Genomic DNA, 23,484 nt, shown 5'->3' on the forward strand with positions numbered 1-23,484 from the left:
GTGATTTCTATCAGAAAGGCGTTGAGTTTTTACTCGGGATTCGTACAATTCGCGCAAACGATTAAATGCTGTATATGTCTAGTGAATTGGATTAGACGTTTCTACCACCGAGCCTATCTTGGTGACTACAGTTTTTGTCTTGATGGTGGCAAGTCTATCCGCTTATTCAGCATTTGATTCCGATAACGTCTATTCAATCATTTAAGGTTTCCTTGTGAGTGTCGATACTGCCATCAAAGCCCAAAACAATCCGGGTATTCTTGAGTCCATCTTTAAGATTTCAGCACGTAAAACCACGGTCAGCACAGAGCTGTATGCGGGTTTTATTACTTTCCTCGCCATGAGCTACATTCTGGCTGTGAACCCAGCGATTCTAGGTGGGATTCCAGGCATGGATAAAGGCGCAGTCTTTACGGCGACAGCATTAGCTGCTGCCGCTGCGACACTCATAATGGGAATTTGGGGTAACTACCCAGTGATGCTTGCGCCAGGCATGAGCATGAATGGCTTTTTCAAAGGCATGCTGCTGAGTGGCTCTGTGGCTTTGGTGTGGAATGAAGCCCTGTTTGGTATCTTTTTGTCAGGCGTGCTGTATTTGCTGCTTTCTCTGACCAATATTCGTAAGTCGTTGATTGAATCCATTCCTGAAGATTTGAAGAATGCGATTACGGTGTCGTTGGGGCTCTTTATTGCTTTCTTGGGCTTAAAAAACGCTGGCATCATCGTTGACAACAAATTTGTTCTGGTGGGGATGGGCGATATTGCTAACCCTCAAGTGATCATTGCTTATATCAGTATATTTATCGCCCTTGGCTGCATGATCCGCGATATTAAGTTAGCGACCTTTATCTCTTTCGTGTCTGCCATTGTGCTGACGGTGATCGCCGATATGGTGATGGGCACGAATAATGCGCCACTGCCTGAGCAAATCATTACCGCGCCACCAAGTATGTCTGGCAGCTTTGGTGCGATTTTCGACCTGTCTGGGTTAACAGCAGAGAAGATGTTTGATTTACTGTTTATTGTGGTGATCTTCCTGATTGTCGACTTCTTTGATGGTATGAGTACCATCGTTGGTGTTGGCCGAGATGCGGGCATCATCGACAAAGATGGCAAGGTGCCAAATGCACGTTCGGCACTGGTCGCCGATGCAGGCGGTACAGTGATTGGTTCAGTATTGGGTACGACATCCATTACCGCTTTTTCTGAGTCTGGCATCGCCTCTTCCCAAGGCGCCAAAACGGGGCTGGCTGCGGTCGTGGTTGCAGGCTTGTTCCTCGTATCGCTATTCCTATATCCGCTGTTCTCTATCTTCTCAGCTGCGATGGTTGCGCCAGCGATGGTTGTGGTCGGTATATACATGATTGGCCGTCTTGGTCAAATTCAATGGGAGAAGAAAGAGTCACGCATTGTGGCCTTCTTTACCATTATGTTTACCGTATTGAGCTTTTCACCAGCGAACGGCATGGCGATGGGCTTTATTAGCTACGCGTTCTCAATGGTAGTGGCGGGTAAAGGCAAAGAAGTACACCCTGTCATCTATGTTTTAGGTGCCGTGTTCTTAAGTTATCTGATTCTCCTCTAATCGCAGTTCGACTTATTGCTAATGGCTCTACATCGGTAGGGCCATTTTTTATTTCTTACGCCGTGTTACACTGAGGCCACTATCATATGGCAATGGAATCAAGGATATGCCATCTCATTTACCTAAGGGCTTTAGCCGCCCATTCCTTAAGATTTTTCACGCGTTAGAAGCGTTGCTCTTGGTCGCCATCACGTTAGCCACCCTGTTTGCTATGGTTGAAGAGTTCATCCATGTCTTTGAACAGAAGAGGGTGCTGCTGACGGATATTCTGCTGATGTTTATCTACTTGGAAGTACTTGCCATGGTGCAGCAGTTTGTGATGAACGGAAAAATCCCCGTGCGTTACCCCATCTACATTGCGATGATGGCCATTGCTCGTTACATCACCCTAGGTATGAAAGAGATGGATGCGATGTTGGTGGTTTGGCTGTCAATAGCGGCATTTATTCTTGCCGCAGCCACCTTACTGATTCGTGTTGGTCACCATTACTGGCCGTATGTTGATAGAAATACGCTGGAAAAAGACGAATAGCGGGTTGAAAGGCAGGCCAAGAAAAAGGGAGAGTAAATTCCCACTCCTTCTTCGCGTTACTGTGACCCGTCCTATTCGCGTTGCGCACTTTCAAACCGCTTATAATAATCACGGGCACTCACGCAGAACCTGGGTTCCGCCTAATGTGAGTTAAAGAAAAAATGAAACGAAGAGTATTGTGTTTTGGGGCCACTCTCTGTGTGGCGATAGGCTTTCCTGCCGTGAGCCAGGATTTTCTGCCTGTTAAGCAAGCTTGTGATGAACGCTACACCAATGATTTAGACGACCTGAAAACGACCGAGCCATCGAACTATGATTATTATCATTATATAGCGAGTGGTGGTTGTCCCGGCGTTGAGCTAAGAGAGGGGCGTTTTGAGCGTATTAATCAGCATTTTGCTAGGCTTGGTAATTTTAAAGCTCAGTGGGAGCTGACACCGGATTATACGATACTGGTTGAAAAAGCAGCCGCTGGCTCTATTCCCGCCAGAGCAAAAATTGTTTCTGCTAATACCGTTCCGCAAACAGCGCATTATAGCCGTGATAAAGGCCTTGATGATTTGCAGCTGTCTGATGAGATAAAGCAGCGTTATATCTCACAGATATTAGAGCTTGCGGAAAAAGGGGATATCAGAGTGCTTCAAACGGCGCTGGCGTATTACCTATGGACACCAATCTCTTTATCTGGTGACGATGATGACGCTTTGGTGGCAGCAGAGAGGCTTAAGAAAGCACACCGGCTGATAGAGTTGTACGGTGATGACTACTTATGGTTGGAGGTGTTATATAATAACTGGTTGCTTGAGGCCAAAAATATCAGTTGGTGCGCCGAGAATATCAAAGGTAGGCAGTACTCTTCAGAGTTTGAAAAAGGGCTTTATAGTTTCAGTAGGCCACTTTTTTGTAGCAGTGTTTTTAATAAAAAATTATTTAATAAAATAGAGCAGATGAGTGATGTCAGCCGCCTGCATTTCTTTAAAGAGCAGATAGCCTCACTGGAGTTCGATTTTTCCGGCAACCCCCAGGCCAGATTAGATCAACTGAAAAAGTGGGACCGTACGCTTAACAAGTTGGCACTGTTAGCTCATTTTGATGTGCCATTAGTCAATGAAACTCTAGCTTTCTCTCTGATGTTACTGCCTTACGAGCCTAACCGTGATCTTGCCGGTTTTTACTGGCTGGATACGGAACATCACCCCTCTCCGTTGATGCGTTTGATAAGCAGCATATTTGGCAAAAACGGTTATGACGTTGAGAAGAGTGTAGATGAACAGATTATCCCCGAGATTTTGGCGAGCGAAAAATACTTTGGACTGGCATACACTTACCTGGGCAGAGATGATGAATACTATCAGTTTACTTTAAACAAGGTATTGCCAAAGGGCGATTGGAGTTCACTCTACACTTTTTATCTTATGTATAAGTATGAGGATAACACTCGAGCCTGGGCGATGATAAAAGCATTAGAGCAATATGACGAATATATTGCAAAGCAGGTGGAAGAGGACTTTTTTTTGGGTGGGCTTAGCGAACCCGACAAGAAAGCGGTTGAAAAAGTGATGGAAGAAATACGGCCATATCTCCCAGAGCAGAGTAAGGAGCACTTTTCAAAGGTATCCTGGCAGGAAAATATACAACCCTACCTGTTAAGGCAACTATCGTTACTTATTGAGCAAGAGGAAAATAAGTCCAGCCTGAAGGACTGAGTATATATTTGGGGCTATCCTGGCAAGATTGGCTCCAATTGAGTTCTTATAACAAAGTAAGGGCTCATATAGCAGAACAGATAGCTGGGGGCTCATCATTAGCTGATGAGGCAGGTCGCTGTCTAATCCGCGGGGCAAAGTGAGTAAATAGCGTGAAAAAGCCCCTATTTACAGGGGCTTGGTAAGACTAAGTAAGCTCAAAGAGACTCAAAAAACCTTATTCGATATTTTGGATCTGCTCACGCATTTGCTCAATCAGAACTTTCAGTTCAACACCAGATGCGGTGATGTCTGTGCTGATTGACTTAGAAGCCAGTGTGTTTGACTCGCGGTTAAACTCTTGCATCATAAAGTCTAAACGGCGACCGACCGCGCCACCTTTCTTCAAGATATTAGTGGTTTCTTTGACATGAGAGTCTAGGCGATCAAGCTCTTCAGCAACGTCTGATTTTTGTGCTAGTAGAATCAGTTCTTGTTCAACGCGTGAAGAGTCTAATTCAACTTTTGCGTCTTCAAACTTAGTGAACAGACGCTCACGTTGCCATTCTAGAATCTCAGGCATGCGCGCTCGTACTTTTACGACTTCGTCTGTGATCGCATCTAGACGCTGTTCAATGAGAACCTTCATATTGTCGCCTTCACGGCCACGCGCTTCGATAAACTCGCCAAGCGCAGCATCAAAAGCGGCCAGCAAATCTTTATTGACGGCGTCCATATCTTGCTCTGGTGTTTCCATCACACCTGGCCAGTTCATGATTTGGAATGGGTTAAGACGGCTCTCATCACCAGACAGTGCCATTACCTGATTTGCCGCGCTGATGACTTGTTTCGCCAAGTCTTCGTTGATGGTCAATTCGCCTTTTGCTGCTGGGTTGGCTTCAAAACGGAGCGCACATTCAACCTTACCGCGAGCAAGGCGCTTGCGAAAACGCTCACGCAATATTGGCTCTAGGCCGCGGAATTGCTCTGGCAAGCGGAAGTAGGTTTCCAGGTAGCGTTGGTTAACACTACGAATTTCCCATACGGCGCTGCCCCAATCGCCTTTTGCTTCTTTACGAGCATAAGCCGTCATACTGTAGATCATCGAATTTTCCTGTTTAATCATCTTTGAAAATAACGCGAGGCAATAGTAGCACAGATCTGAGACGGATAGCTTTGAAGAGCAAACTTCGCTATAATCCTGCTCCAACCAAAAACGTCTCCCCCTTCATATAAGGTAGATGCCAATGCGTCCAAACGATCGCAAGGCGGATCAAGTTCGCCCAATCAAAATTACTCGTAACTACACAGCTTATGCAGAAGGTTCTGTATTGGTTGAATTCGGCAATACAAAAGTACTTTGTAATGCGACCGTTGAAGAGAACGTTCCGCGCTGGCTAAAAGGTCAGGGTAAAGGCTGGGTAACCGCTGAATACGGCATGCTTCCACGCTCTACACATTCGCGTATGCGTCGTGAAGCGGCAAGCGGCAAGCAAGGTGGTCGTACGATGGAAATCCAACGTCTGATTGCTCGTAGCTTACGCGCGGTAGTTGACCTAGAAGCGATGGGCGAAATCATGGTGACGGTAGACTGTGATGTAATCCAAGCGGATGGTGGTACGCGTACTGCGTCTATCTCTGGTGCGAGCGTTGCGATGGCTGATGCATTCCAACACTTAGTAGAGAAAGGCAAGCTAAAAGCGAACCCAATGAAAGGCCATGTAGCTGCCGTTTCTGTGGGCATTCTAGGTGAAGACATTCTGTGTGACCTTGAGTACACAGAAGATTCAGCAGCTGATACCGACATGAACGTAGTGATGACTGAAGATGGTCGCATGATTGAAGTTCAAGGTACGGCAGAGGGCGAACCGTTCACCCACGCTGAGCTGATGAAGTTGCTGGAGTCGGCGACCAAAGGTATTACCGAGATCGTCGCGGCGCAGAAGGCGGCGTTAGAAAATTAATTTTTAGATAGCTCCCAATTGGGGGCTATTTTTTTATTTTCGTCATAGATAGCATTGCAGCGTTGTTAACTGCACGCTTTCCCCCTAATCACATAGGTTCCCTATGCTCATAGGGCTGAAAGCGCTTGTTGCCTAGCTGCCAAGCCATCTATTTAGAAAATGTTTCTTTATGTTATGAACCGTCTAGAAAACTAGACCTTTTATTTAGAGAGAAAGTAATGAAAGCATACCAGCGTGAATTTATTGAGTTTGCACTAGAGAAAGAAGTCCTAAAATTTGGCGAGTTTACTTTAAAGTCTGGCCGTAAGAGTCCGTACTTCTTTAACGCTGGTCTTTTCAATACGGGTCGTGACTTAGCGCGCCTAGGTCGCTTCTACGCAGCAGCGCTAGCGGATTCTGGCATTGAGTTTGATGTGCTATTTGGGCCTGCATACAAAGGCATCCCAATTGCGACGACGACAGCAGTTGCTCTTGCTGATCACCACGATGTAGATACGCCATACTGCTTTAACCGTAAAGAAGCGAAAGATCACGGTGAAGGTGGCAACCTAGTGGGTAGCGCACTGGAAGGTCGTATCATGCTGGTGGATGACGTGATTACTGCGGGTACGGCAATCCGTGAGTCAATGGAAATCATCCAAGCAAATGGTGCAGACCTAGCGGGTGTTTTGGTTGCGATTGACCGCCAAGAGAAAGGCAAAGGTGAGTTGTCTGCAATCCAAGAAGTTGAGCGTGACTTTGGCTGTGCAATTATCTCGATTGTTAGCCTGACTGACTTAGTGACCTTCCTAGAAGAGAAAGGGACTGACGCAGAGCACCTAGAGGCAGTCAAAGCCTACCGCGCTGAGTACGGCATCTAAGTTGTTGAACCACTGGTAAGACTAAAAAGGCATCCCGTTGGATGCCTTTTTTGATGTTATTTATAGCGTGAACCTTTGCCCATGGCTCTGTCGACCATTGTTTTGTAGCGCTTATGCACCCACATCCACTGATCGAGTCCGCGCAGGATCACCTTTTCGATCGCTCGGTTCATCACCCTTGCTGCGCCTTCTGCATCTTTACGAGGGAAGTCTGCGCTAAATTCGTCATCCACTTGCAAGGTGTAGGTCGAGCCTTTTCGGAAGCTTGATGCGGTAACCACCGCACATTTACTCGCATCAATCAGAACGCCAGTTCCGGCTGTAGTACATGCGTCCTCAACAGCAAAAAATGGCACGAAAACAGCATTTTTGCGCCCATAGTCATGATCTGGTAGGTACCATAGTCGGCCGCCGCGGCGCAGAATCTTGAGCATACCTTTAACGTCTTTGCGATCGACCATTTGGTTGCCAAAACGAGTACGTCCCCAAGTTTGGATGAAGTCGTACACCGGATTGTCATGCGGGCGATATACGCCATAACCCGGAGCGAAGGTGGCAAATGCACGAGCGGTAATCTCTAAGTTGAGCGCATGGGTGCAGACAACTAGCACGCCCTTCTTTTGTTTGTCGAGTTCAACAATCTGTTCAATATTCTTAAATTGGATTAAGCGTTTAAAGCGCCACTCTGGCCAAAACCAAGCTATGCCTGTTTCAATTAGAGCTAAGCCAGTATTTTTGAGATTCTCTTTAACAATTTTTTCTCGCTCAGCGGTACCCATATCAGGGAAGGCGAGTTCTAAATTGCGACGGACAATGTGAGCGCGGCTTTTAAGTGCGACTGCGGTCAATGACCCGATGCCTCGCCCAAGCTTAAGTAGCACTGCATAAGGCAGGACGGTCACAACTAAGCCCAGTAGTCCAAAGCCAAGCCAGATTCCCCAATTCTTTGGGTGTACTTTCTGAGTAAAGGTCAGTTCGTTATTTAGTGTGTTCATGGTTTAGCATCATTGAAATGAGTTTTTGCCAAAGCGCTTTCGTCTTACGGCGCGCAAAGAAGTGGACATGAGTGAGTAGGTACAGTTTCCAATCATTATATCGGCTGCCTACACCATCGATGACTTGAGGTATGAGCTCTGTCCCTTGCTTTTTCATGAGGATATGGCCGGGGCTGACATCACAAATGCTGATCGAGTGCTCAAGTAGGTAGTGCTCTATGCGGGTGAGTATTTGCAGAGCTTCTTGTTGAGAAACTGATTCATCCGCGAGCATCTCTTTTAATGGTCTTCCTGATGTTCCGTCATCGTTAACAACACGATCGAAGACCAAACCAGGGCCTAAGTTTGTTTCTACCCAGCCATAACATTTAGGTATGAAATGAAAAGGGACACCACGCTTTTCGAGTTGACCAAAGTAGTACGACTCCATTTCATTTTGTTGTCGTACAACTTTCGTATGCTTCATGATCTCTTCCATCGGGTGATAAACCTTGATGCACAAACTTGGATTATCCGGGTGCTCAAAGCATATCCTTTCATTCCCAGTGCCAATCCTTTTGGTCTGAGATAAGTCTAGAACAGAAGACATGAAGTTCCTCTTATTGAATCTGCGCGCTTAGGAGTGCCCAGTACTCATCAAAATTTGCAGTAGGCTGATATTTAAAGTCTGAGCGAACAAAGCGATTTAGGCTACCTTCTACTTGACCTAAAAGCTGGGCGGCTAAGATTTTCTCATCGACAGGGAAGGATTTTCCTTCACGCAACTTACGTTCACGTAAAATTTGGCGCAATGACGTCTCGATGCGTTCATACAGTTGGTTGATGCGCTCACGAAGACGTTCATTTTCAAACATCAACGCATGACCAGAGAGAATTCGGCTCAGGCCTGGATTACGCTCAGAGAAAGCCAGAATTAACTGCAGAACAAGGCGAATGCGCGTTAGTGTGTCTTTTTCTTCATCGAGAATGCGGTTAATGCGTGACATTAAAGACTCTTCGATAAACTCAATCAGGCCTTCAAACATGCGCGCTTTACTAGGAAAGTGGCGATAAAGAGCGGCTTCTGACACGCCTACTTGCTTGGCAAGCTTTGCGGTCGTGATACGCGACGCGCCTTCATTGGATTCCAGCATCTCAGCGAGCGCCTGTAAAATTTCTTCTCGGCGGTTGGTTTTTCTTGTGCCTGCCATGAATACTTTCCTTTTTTACCCATTCTGAATAACGACTCAAGGCCCGCCTAAACGAGCCTGAAGTCCAACAACCATTGTTTATTGCTTTGTATTATTGCTTTATAGCTTGCCAGCGATGGTCGCCATGATTTGACGTGCAATCAACTGTTTACTGGCAAGGGTAAGTGATTGCTCACCATCTTTCCAGTATACGGTGATCGCGTTGTCGTTGCTATTAAAGCCTTGGCCTTCAACCGAGACATCGTTAGCACAAATCATATCCAGCTTCTTCTTTTCAAGTTTGGTGCGCGCGTAGTGGGCGACATCTTGAGTTTCAGCGGCGAAGCCAACGGTGAAGGGACGAGATTTCTCGAGGGCCGCGACAGACGCAATAATGTCGGGGTTTTTCACCATAGTGACAGTCATCGTGTCACTGTCGTCGGTTTTTTTGATTTTTTGATCAGCAACCGCCTCTGGTCGATAGTCTGCCACTGCCGCGCAACCGATGAACACGTCGTGTTGGGTTGCTTGTTCTAAGGCTGCTGAGTGCATGCTTAGCGCGCTGTCGACATTGATACGCTGTACGCCTGAAGGTGTCGGTAGAGAGACGGGCCCCGCGATAAGGGTCACCTGAGCCCCCAGATGCTGAGCGGCCTCTGCAAGAGCAAAGCCCATTTTGCCTGAGCTGTGGTTAGAGATGTAACGAACAGGGTCAATCGCTTCGCGGGTTGGACCTGCGGTTATCACCACGGACTTTCCCTCTAAAGGTTTGTCAGAGAAAAACTGTTCGCAATGCTCCACCAACTGCATTGGCTCTAGCATGCGTCCAGGGCCAACGTCGCCACACGCTTGCTCACCGGCGGCTGGACCCCAAATCGCCATCCCACGACGCTGTAAGGTGGCGATGTTTTCTTGAGTTGCCGCATTTAAGTACATTTGTTGATTCATCGCAGGCGATACCGCGACAGGTGCGTCGGTCGCAAGTACTAAGGTTGTCAGCAAGTCGTTGCCCATGCCAGCAGACATACGAGCGATGAGATCCGCCGTTGCAGGTGCCAGCAAGACTAAGTCAGCCCATTTGGCGAGCTCAATGTGACCCATCGATGCTTCAGCCGCAGGGTCGAGTAAGCTGTCTGAGACGGGGCGCCCAGAGACCGCCTGCATGGTCAGCGGAGTAATAAACTCTTTGGCTGCCTTGGTCATAACGACTTGTACTTCGGCTCCGCGCTCGATAAGACGACGAGTGAGCTCTGCACATTTATACGCCGCGATTCCGCCGCTGATGCCCAGTAGGATCTTTTTTCCCGCTAATGTTTGCATGAGGATCTCCGTAAATTTTGCTGCGCGATAAGATAACACGCCTCATGTTTATGTGCCTAGTGAGTGATTGGCGCACAATGTGGTACTGGTCACCAATACTACGACTTAGTGAGTAGTGACCGAAGGTGGGGAGTTTATATTGCCTCGCATTGACGATTATTGATCAGGATCTGTGGATGGTTTTACGAAACTCTGTAGCTCTGTTTTGTTATTGCCGAGCCAGTTATGCGATCCCTACCTTCTGAATCTATGCCGCGAGAGAAGTTGATTTCTCATGGCCCCCACGCTTTGACCGATGCGGAGTTACTCGCCATTTTTCTGCGAACAGGCACCAAAGGAATGAATGTTATTGAGCTATCGGACTTTTTGCTCAAAGATTTTGGCTCGCTACGTAAGTTGTTTGGCGCAAGCAAAGAGGAGTTTTGCCAACACAAGGGATTGGGTACGGCGAAGTACGTTCAGTTACAGGCGGTGCTAGAGTTAACGCAGCGCTATCTATCTGAAACTTTGCAGAGAGGCGATGCATTAACCAGCCCAGAGCAAACCAAACTTTACTTATCAGGGCTGCTTAGAGATAAGCAAAGGGAAGAGTTTTATGTTCTCTATTTAGACAATCAGCATCGCGTTATTGTTGGAGAGTCGCTATTTCAAGGGACAATCGACGCGGCCTCAGTTTATCCAAGAGAGGTGGTCAAACGCGCATTGGAGCATAATGCCGCAGCTTTGATTCTTGCCCATAATCACCCGTCAGGCGTTGCGGAGCCTAGCCTGAGCGACCGACGTATTACCCGCCGAGTCAGTGACGCTTTGGCGCTGGTGGACGTTCGAATCTTGGACCATTTTGTCGTTGGTGATGGGGAGATTGTTTCCTTCGCAGAACGTGGTTGGATTTAAATCACATTTTTAGTTGTGAGTTCGCTGAATTCTGCTACAATCGCCCGACATTTTTTAGCACATAAATCAGCTCTGCCTAAAAAAGATCACGAAAACCTGTAAAAAGGATCTGTTCGGGTCTTGAGCAATGCTACTCAAGTTAGTATAATGCGCGACCTTTGATAGCCTTGTATGGGTTTCCATAGCGGTATAAGACCTCGACATTCTTCTTAGAGAACTAGAGAGGTTCGGCCACCAAGGTTGATATCGAGCTGAAACGATTTTGGAGAAGACATTCATGTCACGAGTATGCCAAGTAACTGGTAAGCGTCCAGTAACGGGTAACAACCGTTCACACGCACGCAATGCTACTAAGCGTCGTTTTCTGCCGAACCTACAAACTCATCGTTTCTGGGTAGAGAGCGAAAAACGTTTTGTTAAACTACGTCTATCTGCTAAAGGTATGCGTATCATCGACAAGAAAGGCATCGATGCTGTTCTTGTTGATATCCGAGCAAACGGCGTAAACGTTTAAGAGGAAATAGACAATGGCAAAGAAAGGCGTACGTGAGAAAATCCGTCTAGTATCTTCTGCAGGTACTGGTCACTTCTACACGACTGATAAGAACAAGCGTAACATGCCAGGCAAATTTGAGATCAAAAAGTTTGATCCAGTAGTTCGCCAGCACGTTATGTACAAAGAAGCGAAAATCAAGTAATTGATGCTTTTTTGAACTTCCCTCGGGAAGCGTGAATAGAAACCCAACCATAGCAATGTGGTTGGGTTTTTTATTATCTGCTGTTTGCTGATGGTAAGGAAAGCCGGCACCTCGCCTGATCCCCTCTTTTCTGCTATTTTTGAGTCAATTAACAGCAGAGAGCAAAAATAAAATGCGAGTTTCCCCTTCACGGCGCAGACGCTGGAACAATATTCTTATTCTGGGCATCATTGCATTTATTGGTTTGCTCAACTTACCTACGTTGATTAAAACCTACCTTATCGATGAGCCAGTGGCCGTAAGTTCACACCCTTATTTACTTAACCCTTCAGCAGACTTGCAAGCTTTACACTTTTCCAATTGGTCACTAGAGAAAAGCCAAGGTGAATGGAGAAGCTCTGTAGTTAGTGCTATCCCCCCGCAGGAGCTAGCGCAGCGTTGGCAAGGGTTGATTGGCACAGAAATTAGCCAAGATAACTTCGACAGTTTGAAGCCTCAGTTGAGTCAACCTCAATCCATTGAAGTGTGGTATGTCGATCAGGAAGAACCACAAAGGATCACGTATTATCAGACACCACAGTTTTGGCTGCTCAAAAGCTGGCAAGATAAGTGGATAGCCATTTCCGTTGATACTCGTTACCTTATGCCTGAGTAAAAGAGAACCCACTAGGAACTACAATGCCTGAATTACCAGAAGTCGAAGTGAGCCGAATGGGGATATCCCCACATCTTGTTGGAGAGACAATAGCAAAGCTGACTTTTCGCACACCTAAGCTTCGTTGGGACATCCCTCAAGAGTTGAAACAGCTGGAAGGTCAGCAGATCCGCAGCATTACCCGTCGAGCGAAATACCTTCTTATTGAAACGAACGTAGGATCAGCGATCGTTCACTTGGGCATGTCTGGCTCACTGCGAGTGTTGGATGCAGAGATCACGCCGGGTAAACATGATCATGTGGATCTGAAACTCACCAATGGAAAGGTACTGCGTTATAACGATCCAAGACGTTTTGGTGCATGGCTTTGGACGGAAGATGGTCATCACACTGTTCTTGAAAATGCAGGGCCTGAGCCGTTAACCGATGAGTTTAACGCAGACTACATTGCGTCAAAGGCGGTCAATAAGAAAGTGTCGGTAAAACAGTTCATTATGGACAATAAAGTGGTGGTTGGCGTGGGTAACATCTATGCCAATGAATCACTATTTAGTGCCAGAGTCCACCCCACTAAGCCTGCTGGAAAGTTAACGAATACGCAGTGGGCTTTGCTTGTGGTGGAGATAAAACAGGTTCTAGATACTGCCATTAAGCAGGGTGGGACCACACTTAAGGATTTTGCTCAAGCGGATGGTAAGCCCGGTTACTTCGCCCAAGAACTGCAAGTATACGGTAAGAAAGGGGAACCTTGCCCGGTTTGTGGTGGTCCAATCGAAGAACTTAAAATTGGTCAACGAAACACCTTCTTTTGCAATACGTGCCAAAAAAAATAGCATTGAATACGTTGCTTTTCGTAACGTTTTTCACGCCATTCAGACAAGGTTCATTTACTTTCGCCTATCCTAGGCTTGGGCGAATAGTGTAGAATATAGCCCCTTTTTGTGGTGAGTTGTGTGCAGTCCCTGACACAACTCATCTATAGTGAAATTCGTACATAAGGTACCCTCCATGACAGAGCTTTCATCTGCGGTAACTTGCCCACATTGTGGACCATCAACAGAGAGTCAATCTGATGTCTTACTCTCTGTCCTTGTTCCTTATTTTAATGAAGAGGAAGTATTACCGGCTTTTCATGAAAGGCTAATGCCCGTATTGGATAGCATCGATGGATTGTGTGAGGTCATCTACATTGATGATGGCAGTAGTGACAAGAGTCAGAGCATTGTGGCTGGTTTTGAAAGCGAGAACAGCAACATAATCAGCCTGAATCTGAGTCGCAACTTTGGTAAAGAAGCCGCCATGAGTGCGGGTCTAGAGTATAGCCGTGGTCAAGTTGTCACTATCTTGGACGCGGATTTGCAAGATCCACCAGAATTGTTGCCAGAAATGCTTGAGAAATGGCGCGAAGGCTATGACGTTGTGAACATGCAGCGTAAAGAGCGTCATGGCGAGACTTGGTTTAAGCAAAAATCGGCGGCATGGTTCTATCGCGTCATGAATTCAGTATCGCAGATGGATGTCCCTGAGAACGTCGGTGATTTCCGTTTGCTAAGCCGCCGTGTTGTTGAACACATTAACCAGCTGCCAGAGCGTAATCGCTATATGAAAGGGCTGTTTTCATGGCCTGGTTTCAATACGATAACCTTGCAATTTGAGCGAGACCCTCGCCTGGTGGGGGAAACCAAGTGGAATTACCTTAAGCTGATTGGTTTGGCGATTGACGGGATTTCATCTTTCTCTATTCGCCCATTGCGCCTTGCAACGCTGCTTGGCGCATTGATGGCGGTCGTGGCCTTCTTATACGGCTTTATCATTATTTGTAAAACCATTTTCTTGGGCGAACCCGTTGTCGGTTACCCATCAATGATGGTTGTTCAGCTTGGTTTAGGCGGTATTCAATTACTTTGTATTGGTCTAATGGGTGAGTACATTGGGCGAATTTTCATTGAAACCAAACGCCGACCACTTTACATCGTTCAATCGAACATTGAGAAAAAAGCGCAAGCATCACTGCAGAAAGATCAACCTGAGGAAAAATAACAGTGAATATTAAGATCACCGCCAAGCACCTATGGGGCTTATTGGCTGTCGCGTTACTTTTACGTCTGATTTCTTTGGGGCTTTATCCATTAATGGATACAACCGAAGCGCGTTATGGCGAAATGGCGCGACTTATGGTGGAAACAGGTAACTGGCTGACGCCTCAGTTTGATTATGGTGTCCCTTTCTGGGGCAAACCGCCACTGTTCACTTGGATGAGTGCGACTGGCGTTGAGCTATTCGGTTTAAGTGAATTCTCTTTGCGCGCGCCACACTGGCTTGCCGCTGTTTTTGTTATCGCTTTAATCGGTTACATGGCTAAGCGTGAAGGCTTTAACTGGCTAGTTGCGTCTATTGTACTTGCGACGTGTGGTATTTTCTCAATTGCTGCTGGCGCGGTCATGACTGACATGGCATTAACGCTTGGTATGACGATGGCAATGGTCGGTTTTTACTATTGCTGGTTAGAAAAAGAGAAAGGTGGCATTAAAGATCGTTGGGCATATTTTGCCTTTGCTGGTCTTGCGGTTGGCTTGTTGGCTAAAGGCCCTGTCGTGATTGTGATCATGGGCTTAGCAGTATTCCCTTGGTTGGTTCTACAACATGGGCTAATCGGCGCATTTGTTCAGCTTTGGCAGCGTTTCCCTATCGTCAAGGGCGTGTTATTGATGCTCGCGATTGCGATGCCTTGGTACATTTTGGCTGAACGTGCAACACCAGGCTTCATTGATTATTTCATTGTGGGTGAGCACTTTAAGCGCTTTGTTGTCAGTGGTTGGGAGGGTGACCTGTACGGTAGCGCCCATGATGAGCCACGAGGCATGATCTGGTTATTCTGGCTGCAAAGTGCGGCGCCTTGGTCAATCGCGCTGCCGATTCTGGCGTGGTTCCGTCGTGCTCGCATTAAAGAGACCAATCAATCGAACAAAGGGCTGTTTTCGTTCGCGATTTTTTGGCTAATCTCGCCACTGCTGATGTTTACAATGTCAGGTAACATTCTTCCTGCATACGTGCTTCCTGGTATCCCTGCATTGGGGCTTCTTGCTGCGATCATGGTGATGGAAAAAGATTGGAAGTGGTTCAGTGTGGTGTCTCTGATTCTGCCTATCGTGCTGTTTATTGCACTTATCCTGTTAAACACAGGGATGGAAAACAACAAGAGCGATCGTGTGTTCTTTGAGTCTCAAACTGAGCAGTTAGAGACTTACTACGCTCGTAGCCGTCCGTTCTCTGGTCAGTATTACAGCTTAGGTCAGGCGATTAAGGTGACGACTCCTGCTGAGATTAAAGCGGATGAGTTCTACCTTATTGGTCGTGAGCGACACATGGAAGGCTTCTTAAACAGTGACAAACTGGAATGTAAGCTGCTGCTTGAGCCAGAAAACTCTAGACGCTCTATGTACCGCTGCTCAACAGTGACTCATGAAGCTTCTTAAGTTTGCATTTGTTGGAGGTATCGGCTTTGTAGTCGATACCTCCATTTTCACCCTTTGCCTCCACGTTTTTGACTGGCCGTTAATGACGTCGCGTGTTATCGCTTTTTTCTGCGCCGCGACCTCGACTTGGCTCGGCAACCGTTACCTCACTTTCTCAGCAACTTCGCAGCATGGTTCCAAACGTAAACAGTGGCTGAAGTTTATGACCTCGGCGTGTATATCTGCGATTCCAAACTTCGTGACCTTTAAACTGTCGTTAGAGTTTCTCGGTAGCGAAGGGATATGGGCTTACGTTGCTTTAGTGCTGGGTATTTTGGTGGGAATGGTCAGCAACTATTTGCTCAGCGATAAGTGGGTATTTAAAGCCAAATCTTAATTGAGCCAGCTTACTGCTGGCTCCAACACTCATTGGGACATTATGGTTTCTTTTCAGCATAACTACCGAGCTCTCACCCGAATTGTACTTTGGGTCAACTTTTCCGCGATTATCTTTCTCTCTCTGTCCCGAGGAGTGTTCTTTTCTTTAGCTGTTGAGCCTGAAAAGTTAAGTGGTCTCAGTGCGGATATTGTGCGAGCGTTTTGGGTTGGCGCCCGCTTTGACGCAAAAATTGTCTTTATCGGTTTTGCCCCCGTTTTACTGGCGGGTTTGATTCTGGCAAAAACACGCTTCTTTGCTTGGTGGAACAAAGCGACACCTTGGTACGCAGGGGTTATTTTCTTTCTGCTGTGCGGCTTTTCGATCGGTAACTATTATTACTACGTCACCTACGGTAGCTATATCGATGTTTTTGTCTTTGGTCTGTTTGATGACGACACCAAGGCGGTGCTCGACAATGCATGGCAAGATTACCCCATTCTACGCTCTTTCTTGGTCTCTGTGTTGGTTGCGGCATTAGGCTTTATTTTTACCAATAAACTGATTGAGCGTTCATATTCTTGGCATTGGCCAAAGCGTCATTGGGTGTTGACGACAGTCTCGGTGTTACTCACGATTGTGGTGTATGTCATAGTGGCTCGCGGCTCTATCGGCAGTCTGCCTCTCAAGCGTTATCACGCTAATGTATCTCAGTACAAACCGCTGAATATCATTACTCCTAACCCATTTATGGCACTGAGCTGGGCTAACGGAGACTACAAAAAGCAGGCGAAGTTTGACCCAGTGTCTGAGCAAGTGCTGACCGAGCAGATGATGAAAATGCTCGGCCAACCGACACCAGAATACCGAACCAACAAGAATGACTACTTGGCCGACAATCCTCCTCATGTAGTGATGGCATTGATGGAAGGGTTAGGAACGAATGTTCTGATTGAAGATGACCCGACGCGAAACGATTTGCTGGGCAGCCTTCGCAAAGCCTTTGATGAAGACTTTGTCTTTGAGCGCTTTATGGCAGGTACGACAGCGACCATCGACAGTATTGTTATGATGTTGTTCCACAGTGATGTACCGACCATCAGCCACTCTGGCGCGCAGAAAGTGTCTCTGCCTAGCTCGGCAGTATTGCCTTATAAACGAGCCGGTTATGAGGTCGTTTTTATCTACGGTGGCAACAGCATGTGGCGTAACTTAGCGAACTATCTGCCGCTGCAGGGCTTTGATACCGTTTATGATGAGAACAGTATTAAAGCGTCGTTTCCAGAGGCTAAGGAACATGCAGATACTTGGGGCGTCGCGGATGAGTTCACGTTCAAGTTTGCTCGTAAGCTATTGGACGAGGCGAAGAAGCCGACCCTGATTTACATCATGACGGTGACCAATCACTCGCCATATCGCCCACCAAGCGACTATCAGCCGAAGGTAACCCATGCAAGTGAGCGTCTCAAAGATGTGATTGGCAGTATCGCAGGGCAAGAGACGGAGATGCTTGAAGCCTACCAATATGCAAATGATGCGTTGGGGAACTTTATACAGGAAGTGAAAGACTCTGATTTGGGACAGAAAACCTTGATTGCTGCTTCGGGCGATCACCGTGTTCGTTCAATATCGACCAAAAATTTGGATGAATTTGCGGTGAGCTATGCCGTGCCATTCTATTTGTATGTTCCCGATCCTATTTTGTCGCATAGTCAGTACCGCTATCAGCCAGAAAGGATTGGCTCGCATCGAGACATTTTCCCTACCTTGTACCAATTTAGCTTGTCCGATCAGAGCTACATTAGCTTGGGTGGTGAGAATATGCTGTCTGTCGATGGGGTGAGTAATCGTGGCTACAACAAAGTGCGCAGTATCAATCAGTGGGGAGCGTATGAAAATGGCAACCCGACAAAACTTTATGCTTGGGATGAAGGGGTCATGACGCAAACGACGCCTACTGACAATCCAGAATCTGATTGGGCACAAGAATACCATAAGCTACAAAACTATTACTTGCGTTCGCAGGTTGCTGGAGCGAACTAGGTGACGAGTTTGATTGATTTAACGGACGCGATAGTGATTGGCAAAGGTTCTGAGAGAATCTGCTACCAACATCCGAATGACCCCAACTTGTGTATTAAGGTGCGCTATCGAGTGAAGCGCTCTCGTGATGAAAGCGAGCGTGAGTTTGACTATGCCCAAAGCCTAAAGCGCCCTGACTTAGCGCCTTATGCGTTGCCAATTGAGTGGGTGGAGACCTCAGAAGGCAAGGGGCTTATTTTTCCTTTAATCCGAGATGGTGACGGTAGCTTGTCGATGGCACTCGGAAAGTTGAATGATAAGTCAAAGCTTGCTGAGCTGTTTGATGATTTTGCGGAGTCTATTTTAGCTAATCATCTTTCGGTGACGGATCTGCGTTTGCAAAATCTCGTGCTACAGAAAAACGATGATGGTGAGCGCATTGTTATGATCGATGGTTATGGTTTCACCAATGACTTTTTGAAGAATCTCTATAGAGTCACAAGCGTCATCACCTATATTCAAACCAAGCGTCGGCTTGAGAAATTTAAAAGGAGCTTTATTGATGCTCGATAACAACCAGATTCAGCAGTACATCGCTAAATTTCCTGACTCTTTTCAGCATGGTATGAGTCAGTTTGCTTTGCTGATTAAAATGGTCAGCGGTTTGTTTCGCAACCAAGTGTTGTTCGTTAAAGGAGCGAAAGGGAACCAAGTTTCAATTGGTAAAACCAAGCATCGCTCCCGTATCGTGATCAAGTTTGACAAGCGAGCGAAAGGAAATCGTGTCGTCATTGGCAATAACTTTAATGGCAATGTAAATATTCTCATTAAGGGAAGCAATAGTACGCTTTACATTGGCGACGATGCGGTGATCAAGAAAAGTAAGTTTTCGTTACTTCGTGACAATGCGCTATTTGCGGTTGGGGAACATGTCGGCATTCGAGCGGGAGCGAACATTAAGTCTTATGGCCAACTGGTTTTAGGGGATGACGCGATGTTATCAGCCAATATCTTGATTCAAGAGTACGATGGTCACCCAATTTTTGACGAACAAGGTAATGTGTTGAATCACCGTATTTCCGGGGTTTACGTGGGCCCGCATGTTTGGTTGTGCAGAGATGTAAAAATTATCAAAGGTGTGACAATCGGCAAAGGCTCGATCATTGGCGCCTTTAGTACTCTCACTAAGAGTGTCCCGAGCGATGCGATCGCCGTTGGCATTCCCGCGAAAGTGGTGAAAGAAGGGGGGATCTATTGGGCGCGAAATCACTCAGAAAAAGAGCTCTCCAAAGCAAAAGCATTTTACGCAATGGACTAAACAACAAAGGCTGTCATCAGACAGCCTTTGTTGTATTTATTACTTGTTTTGTAGTTGCTTGGCGACATACGGATGCACGAAATCCGCTACATCTCCACCGTGAAGGGCAACCTCACGAACAATGGTCGAAGACAAAAATGCGTACTTTTCGTTCGGCGGCAAAAAGAGGCTCTCTATCTCTGGCATTAGCTTTTGGTACATTGTTGATAGCCCAAGCTCATACTCAAAGTCGATTGTGGTACGTAAACCACGGATAAGAATGTTGGCATTCTCCGCTTTGGCGAAATCAACCAGCAAGCCAGAGAATCCTTTGACGACGATGTTTGAATGGCCTTTGAACACTTCTTGCACCATGTCGATACGTTCACTGAGTGTGAAAAGAGTATTCTTGCGTGGGCTTTCTGCAACAGCAACGGTAACCGTGTGAAACATTTTCGAAGCGCGCTTAATGATGTCGACGTGCCCGTTAGTTATAGGGTCAAAGGTCCCTGGATAGATAACGTTCGTGTTCATTTTATTGTATAGTTCGGCGTAATAGAGAGATTCAGCTGGTTATTATATGACAGATAAAACCCTTATACACATAAACTTAGCGTCCGGTTTTGGCGGAGGGGAAGTCCAAACTCTCAACCTGATAGCAAACTTGTCTGGATACCGTCAGCTGATCTTGGGTAAACAAGATAAACCATTTGTAGCCAAGGCAAGAGAGCGCTTTGCTGACTCAAATGACGTTAGTATCGTTGGCTTTTGGCGTGCTGTGTATTGCGCTTTGATGTCTAAAAATGTGGTGATTCATGCTCATGATGGGCGTGGTGCGCATCTAGCAAGGCTTATAGGTTGGTTGGTCAGCAAGCCCTATGTCATTTCTCGTAGAGTAGATAAGGCGCTGAAAGGTAATGCCTCTCAAAAAACATATCGAAAAGCAGCACACCTTATCGCGGTCAGCCAGAAAGTCGCGAACAACATCGAGCAATACAATTCAAATCTTACTGTTATCCACGACTGCTACTCTCATCTCCCTAGTAACGCTGACGTTGAAGTGAAGCTTAGAGCACTGAAAGATCGATTTGTCGTTACGCAACTGGGAAGCTTGCTCGACATTAAAAACATCCCTTTTACCATCGAATTGGCCAAGCAGCTTGCAGAGACTCATCCGGGCATTCACTTTTTGATTGTGGGTCAAGGAAAAGAAGAGGCGGCGTTAAGAGAGCAAGCGAAAGCGTTGTCAAATGTCACCTTCTTTGGCTTTACGCCTTATGTCGGTTCGGTGCTAACGCGCACGGATGTATTGATCATGCCGTCAAAAAGTGAGGGACTTGGCTCTGCTGTGTTGGAAGCTTATCAACATGATACGCCGGTTATTACTTCCAAAGCTGGAGGGCTGCCGGAGATCGTCGAGCATGGAGTGACGGGTTATTTAGTCGATACTGATAGTGTTGACCAAGCAAAACATCACTTATTGGATTTGGTTGCGAGTAAAGACTTGTATCAGCAGATTCAGCAAAACATCCAAAAGAAAAAACAGCAATATAGCCCCGAGACTATGGCTGAGCGCTATATTGCTTGTTATGACAAAGTGTGGTGAATTACCACACTTTGTTGAAGTCTTCTTTCTCTAAGACTTTAGGGTCACGTTGGAACTCGAGCAGGCGCGCATATTTCAAGTAGCTGCTCAGTGAGGCACTAATTGAGACAGTGAGACCGTCCGCACCGCCCATAAAACCTTTCTTGATAATGTAAGATTTAATGAAGGCGTTCAGACCATGCAGAAACGGACTCAAAGCATTTACGCGTTTGCCCTTTTGATACATGATTTTAGCCGCGCGACCGCTGAAGTCGCGTCCAGGCTTCGCGAACAGTTGACCAAGATTCTCGAATGAAAAGTGAATAATGTCGGCGCTGATTCGTTCTGGGTTTTTGGCTTGTACAGCGGCGTGCTGTTTCACTTCAGCAAAGCGAGTCTGCGTTTTGTCGTAAAGACGAATGCAGAAATCCGGATACCAACCACACTGTTTTATCCAACGGCTTCCGATGTAGTTGCGACGACGGAAGGCGAAGGCATCATGCTTTGTCGAGGAAAGATCTAGATTCTTGATCGCTGCAACCATTTCATCGGTTAATCGCTCATCAGCGTCGAGGCTCAAAATCCAGTGGTTGTCGGTATGGTCTAGGCCGACATTCTTTTGAAAACCATCGCCCAAATAGCTTTGTATGACGACCTTTGCGCCAGCTTGCTCTGCGAGTTCTCGGGTGTCATCAACACTGTTCGAATCGACTACCACCACCTCCGAGCAGACTTGCTGTAGAGACTGAATGCACTCAACAATATTTTTCGACTCGTTGAGAGTAATAACAACGCCAGTAATCATAGGTTTGCCTTTATTAGTGTTGATTTAAAAGTGGCTTGAGCTTCGATTGTACCATGTCTAACGTGATTGACTGCATCACATGATCGCCTTTCACGCGCGTGCTCCAAGCAAGTTGATCCGCGGGTTTGCCTTGTTGTTCTTGAATGTAATGTTCGTACACGCTAACGACGGAGTCTAAGTCATTATAGGGGCCAGTTCGCTTTGGATTGCTGTGCCCGTAAAGACCAATCACTGGCGTGCCTTGTGTCGTCGCGATATGGGCTGGCCCAGAATCGGGCGCGATAACGACTTGGGCTTGTGCCAAAACGGCAGTCAGTTGCTTTAAACTTGTTTGACCGATGAGGTTGAGAGGCGTGTGGTTCATTTGCCCAGAGATCGCCTGGCCAAGTTTGATTTCGCGCTCAGAGGGAGAACCGCAGAGTGCTACTTGGTACCCTTGGTCAATAATCCAATCGGCTAGCTCGGCGTATCGAGAGGTGAGCCAATTGCGCTCATCTTTACTCGCAGCAGGGCTGATTACGACGGTTGGCTTGCCTTCCAGTGTCTGCTTAGCAAAGTTAATATCGCTCTCTGCGATGGGTAACTGCCAATGGGGCTTTGTATTTGGGACGCCAAGAAACTCGGTAAAAGCAAAAAAGCTATCCAGAACATGGGCAGACGAGGTGTCGGAAATCTTCTGGTTGGTGAAAAGCCATTGTGCTTCTTTTGCGCGTTTAAAGTTAAAGCCAACTTTGTACTTAGCTTTAATTCCGAGGGTTAACAGACTGGCTCTAAGGGCCAGCTGCATATGGATAAGCGCATCAAACTCACGACCTTTAAGCTGCCGCCATATTGCTTGCATGCCTTTTAGTCCGGCTTTTTTATCAAATACAACCAGTTCGACGTTGTCTAAACCGTCGAGTAGCTGTGCCTCGATTTTCCCTATCACCCATGTAACTTGTGTGTCAGGCCAATGCTTTTGCAAGGCTTGAATAGCGGCAACGGCGTGGCAGGTATCGCCAATGGCAGATAATCGCAGAAAGCAGACTGACTTAGGGGCCGTGTTAAACAAAGGCATGGTAAGGGCTCGAAGATTTAAGTTGGCTAGAATTATGCAGATAAGCTCAAGAAATGTAAAATAGCCGCAATTATCTTATCCAAAAGGTTAGCTATGAATCCGGAACAGAGTGGCAAGCCAGGCGCAACGGGAATTACGCGTATTCTCAATGCGACTGGGTACTCGATCCAAGGTCTAAAAGCCGCGTTTCGCCATGAAGCGGCGGTGCGACAAGAAATGGGTCTGCTGGTGGTCGCCATATTGGCTTTGCTGTGGTTATCATTGCCTGTCGTCGAGACGGTCTTGATGCTAGCGACGGTCGTATTAGTGTTGGTGGTTGAGCTAATCAACTCGGCGATTGAAGCGGTGGTGGATCGTGTTGGCACAGAGCGTCATGAATTGAGCGGTCGAGCGAAAGATATTGGCTCGGCAGCGGTGCTTGTCGCCCTCACGCTAGCAGCCTTTACATGGGGTTACATCCTTTACCATCACTTTTGGGCCTAGGTTAGTTACAATCTTCGGCCAGCTAAGCACTCAATCACGAGGTCATC

At 46.8% G+C, this 23,484-nt stretch carries 26 protein-coding genes and 1 riboswitch; of the genes, 18 read left to right on the top strand and 8 right to left on the bottom strand.

Annotation, left to right across the window (positions count from 1 at the left end):
- Window positions 1-48 precede the first annotated feature (48 nt).
- Window positions 49-148, top strand: a riboswitch (purine riboswitch).
- Between the two features lie 66 nt (window positions 149-214).
- The 3 genes from U9J37_RS11975 (at window position 215) to U9J37_RS11985 (ending at window position 3,823) form a co-directional block, all read left to right on the top strand.
- On the top strand, window positions 215-1,585 hold the full coding sequence (locus tag U9J37_RS11975; protein WP_005472511.1) for an NCS2 family permease: 1,371 nt from the start codon (window positions 215-217) through the stop codon (window positions 1,583-1,585).
- A 106-nt stretch (window positions 1,586-1,691) separates the two neighbouring features.
- Window positions 1,692-2,117 carry a phosphate-starvation-inducible protein PsiE gene (locus U9J37_RS11980; protein ID WP_005472490.1) on the top strand — a complete coding sequence of 142 codons (426 nt, stop codon included), beginning with the start codon at window positions 1,692-1,694 and terminating at the stop codon, window positions 2,115-2,117.
- A 161-nt stretch (window positions 2,118-2,278) separates the two neighbouring features.
- A complete protein-coding gene (locus U9J37_RS11985) occupies window positions 2,279-3,823 on the top strand; it encodes a hypothetical protein (protein ID WP_005472532.1) in 1,545 nt (514 codons plus the stop codon).
- A 217-nt stretch (window positions 3,824-4,040) separates the two neighbouring features.
- Here the strand turns inward: U9J37_RS11985 and U9J37_RS11990 are convergent, their stop codons facing one another.
- Window positions 4,041-4,907 (bottom strand): YicC/YloC family endoribonuclease, encoded by an 867-nt coding sequence (locus U9J37_RS11990; protein WP_043886989.1) that lies wholly within the window; start codon window positions 4,905-4,907, stop codon window positions 4,041-4,043.
- Between the two features lie 142 nt (window positions 4,908-5,049).
- On the opposite strand from U9J37_RS11990, the gene rph reads away from it, so the two are divergent.
- On the top strand, window positions 5,050-5,766 hold the full coding sequence (gene rph / locus U9J37_RS11995) for a ribonuclease PH (protein ID WP_004410877.1): 717 nt from the start codon (window positions 5,050-5,052) through the stop codon (window positions 5,764-5,766).
- Between the two features lie 218 nt (window positions 5,767-5,984).
- On the top strand, window positions 5,985-6,626 hold the full coding sequence (gene pyrE, locus U9J37_RS12000) for an orotate phosphoribosyltransferase (protein WP_005472617.1): 642 nt from the start codon (window positions 5,985-5,987) through the stop codon (window positions 6,624-6,626).
- A gap of 56 nt (window positions 6,627-6,682) precedes the next feature.
- Here the strand turns inward: pyrE and lpxL are convergent, their stop codons facing one another.
- The 4 genes from lpxL to coaBC form a co-directional block, all read right to left on the bottom strand.
- On the bottom strand, window positions 6,683-7,621 hold the full coding sequence (gene lpxL / locus U9J37_RS12005) for an LpxL/LpxP family Kdo(2)-lipid IV(A) lauroyl/palmitoleoyl acyltransferase (RefSeq protein WP_005472560.1): 939 nt from the start codon (window positions 7,619-7,621) through the stop codon (window positions 6,683-6,685).
- Window positions 7,605-8,210: a YrbL family protein gene (locus U9J37_RS12010; protein WP_083794664.1), complete on the bottom strand. Its 606-nt coding sequence runs from the start codon at window positions 8,208-8,210 to the stop codon at window positions 7,605-7,607. The genes lpxL and U9J37_RS12010 overlap by 17 nt, the downstream gene beginning before the upstream one ends.
- A gap of 10 nt (window positions 8,211-8,220) precedes the next feature.
- Window positions 8,221-8,811, bottom strand: coding sequence for a nucleoid occlusion factor SlmA (slmA, locus tag U9J37_RS12015; protein WP_005472598.1), 591 nt, complete (start codon window positions 8,809-8,811; stop codon window positions 8,221-8,223).
- A 99-nt stretch (window positions 8,812-8,910) separates the two neighbouring features.
- Complete coding sequence (gene coaBC, locus U9J37_RS12020; protein WP_322413820.1) at window positions 8,911-10,110, bottom strand: bifunctional phosphopantothenoylcysteine decarboxylase/phosphopantothenate--cysteine ligase CoaBC; 1,200 nt, start codon at window positions 10,108-10,110, stop codon at window positions 8,911-8,913.
- 225 nt (window positions 10,111-10,335) lie between these two features.
- Between coaBC and radC the strand changes: the two genes are divergently transcribed.
- From radC to U9J37_RS12075, 11 genes are all read left to right on the top strand, one after another.
- Complete coding sequence (radC, locus tag U9J37_RS12025) at window positions 10,336-11,004, top strand: RadC family protein (RefSeq protein ID WP_322413821.1); 669 nt, start codon at window positions 10,336-10,338, stop codon at window positions 11,002-11,004.
- Between the two features lie 277 nt (window positions 11,005-11,281).
- Complete coding sequence (gene rpmB / locus U9J37_RS12030) at window positions 11,282-11,518, top strand: 50S ribosomal protein L28 (protein ID WP_004743834.1); 237 nt, start codon at window positions 11,282-11,284, stop codon at window positions 11,516-11,518.
- A gap of 13 nt (window positions 11,519-11,531) precedes the next feature.
- Window positions 11,532-11,702 carry a 50S ribosomal protein L33 gene (rpmG, locus tag U9J37_RS12035; protein WP_004410866.1) on the top strand — a complete coding sequence of 57 codons (171 nt, stop codon included), beginning with the start codon at window positions 11,532-11,534 and terminating at the stop codon, window positions 11,700-11,702.
- Between the two features lie 172 nt (window positions 11,703-11,874).
- Window positions 11,875-12,357 (top strand): hypothetical protein, encoded by a 483-nt coding sequence (locus U9J37_RS12040; RefSeq protein WP_322413822.1) that lies wholly within the window; start codon window positions 11,875-11,877, stop codon window positions 12,355-12,357.
- Window positions 12,358-12,380: 23 nt separating this feature from the next.
- Window positions 12,381-13,190: a bifunctional DNA-formamidopyrimidine glycosylase/DNA-(apurinic or apyrimidinic site) lyase gene (gene mutM / locus U9J37_RS12045; protein ID WP_322413823.1), complete on the top strand. Its 810-nt coding sequence runs from the start codon at window positions 12,381-12,383 to the stop codon at window positions 13,188-13,190.
- A gap of 175 nt (window positions 13,191-13,365) precedes the next feature.
- Entirely contained in the window at window positions 13,366-14,397 is a 1,032-nt protein-coding gene (locus tag U9J37_RS12050) for a glycosyltransferase family 2 protein (RefSeq protein WP_038140872.1), read from the top strand.
- Between the two features lie 8 nt (window positions 14,398-14,405).
- Window positions 14,406-15,833, top strand: a complete 1,428-nt coding sequence (locus tag U9J37_RS12055; RefSeq protein ID WP_416200457.1) for an ArnT family glycosyltransferase — start codon at window positions 14,406-14,408, stop codon at window positions 15,831-15,833.
- Window positions 15,820-16,209: a GtrA family protein gene (locus U9J37_RS12060; protein ID WP_038192365.1), complete on the top strand. Its 390-nt coding sequence runs from the start codon at window positions 15,820-15,822 to the stop codon at window positions 16,207-16,209. Before U9J37_RS12055 ends, U9J37_RS12060 begins: the two co-directional genes overlap by 14 nt.
- Before the next feature lie 42 nt (window positions 16,210-16,251).
- Window positions 16,252-18,231 carry an LTA synthase family protein gene (locus tag U9J37_RS12065; protein ID WP_005470952.1) on the top strand — a complete coding sequence of 660 codons (1,980 nt, stop codon included), beginning with the start codon at window positions 16,252-16,254 and terminating at the stop codon, window positions 18,229-18,231.
- Window positions 18,232-18,783, top strand: a complete 552-nt coding sequence (locus U9J37_RS12070) for a YrbL family protein (protein WP_232280808.1) — start codon at window positions 18,232-18,234, stop codon at window positions 18,781-18,783.
- The gene (locus U9J37_RS12075) at window positions 18,773-19,528 is read left to right on the top strand and encodes an acyltransferase (protein ID WP_322413824.1); all 756 of its coding nucleotides are present in this window, start codon (window positions 18,773-18,775) and stop codon (window positions 19,526-19,528) included. The genes U9J37_RS12070 and U9J37_RS12075 overlap by 11 nt, the downstream gene beginning before the upstream one ends.
- A 39-nt stretch (window positions 19,529-19,567) precedes the next feature.
- Here U9J37_RS12075 and coaD read toward each other — a convergent pair whose 3' ends face one another.
- The gene (coaD, locus tag U9J37_RS12080) at window positions 19,568-20,041 is read right to left on the bottom strand and encodes a pantetheine-phosphate adenylyltransferase (protein WP_005471044.1); all 474 of its coding nucleotides are present in this window, start codon (window positions 20,039-20,041) and stop codon (window positions 19,568-19,570) included.
- Window positions 20,042-20,087: 46 nt separating this feature from the next.
- Between coaD and U9J37_RS12085 the strand changes: the two genes are divergently transcribed.
- Window positions 20,088-21,113 (top strand): glycosyltransferase family 4 protein, encoded by a 1,026-nt coding sequence (locus tag U9J37_RS12085; RefSeq protein WP_005471108.1) that lies wholly within the window; start codon window positions 20,088-20,090, stop codon window positions 21,111-21,113.
- A 1-nt stretch (window position 21,114) separates the two neighbouring features.
- Here the strand turns inward: U9J37_RS12085 and U9J37_RS12090 are convergent, their stop codons facing one another.
- On the bottom strand, window positions 21,115-21,897 hold the full coding sequence (locus U9J37_RS12090; RefSeq protein WP_005470936.1) for a glycosyltransferase family 2 protein: 783 nt from the start codon (window positions 21,895-21,897) through the stop codon (window positions 21,115-21,117).
- A 13-nt stretch (window positions 21,898-21,910) separates the two neighbouring features.
- On the bottom strand, window positions 21,911-22,954 hold the full coding sequence (locus U9J37_RS12095; protein ID WP_005470957.1) for a glycosyltransferase family 9 protein: 1,044 nt from the start codon (window positions 22,952-22,954) through the stop codon (window positions 21,911-21,913).
- A 93-nt stretch (window positions 22,955-23,047) separates the two neighbouring features.
- Here U9J37_RS12095 and U9J37_RS12100 point away from each other — a divergent pair, with 93 nt between their 5' ends.
- Entirely contained in the window at window positions 23,048-23,437 is a 390-nt protein-coding gene (locus U9J37_RS12100; protein ID WP_005471021.1) for a diacylglycerol kinase, read from the top strand.
- The last annotated feature ends 47 nt before the right edge of the window (window positions 23,438-23,484 follow it).

The organism is Vibrio sp. 16, from assembly GCF_963681195.1.
Classification (GTDB): Bacteria; Pseudomonadota; Gammaproteobacteria; order Enterobacterales; family Vibrionaceae; genus Vibrio; species Vibrio sinaloensis_D.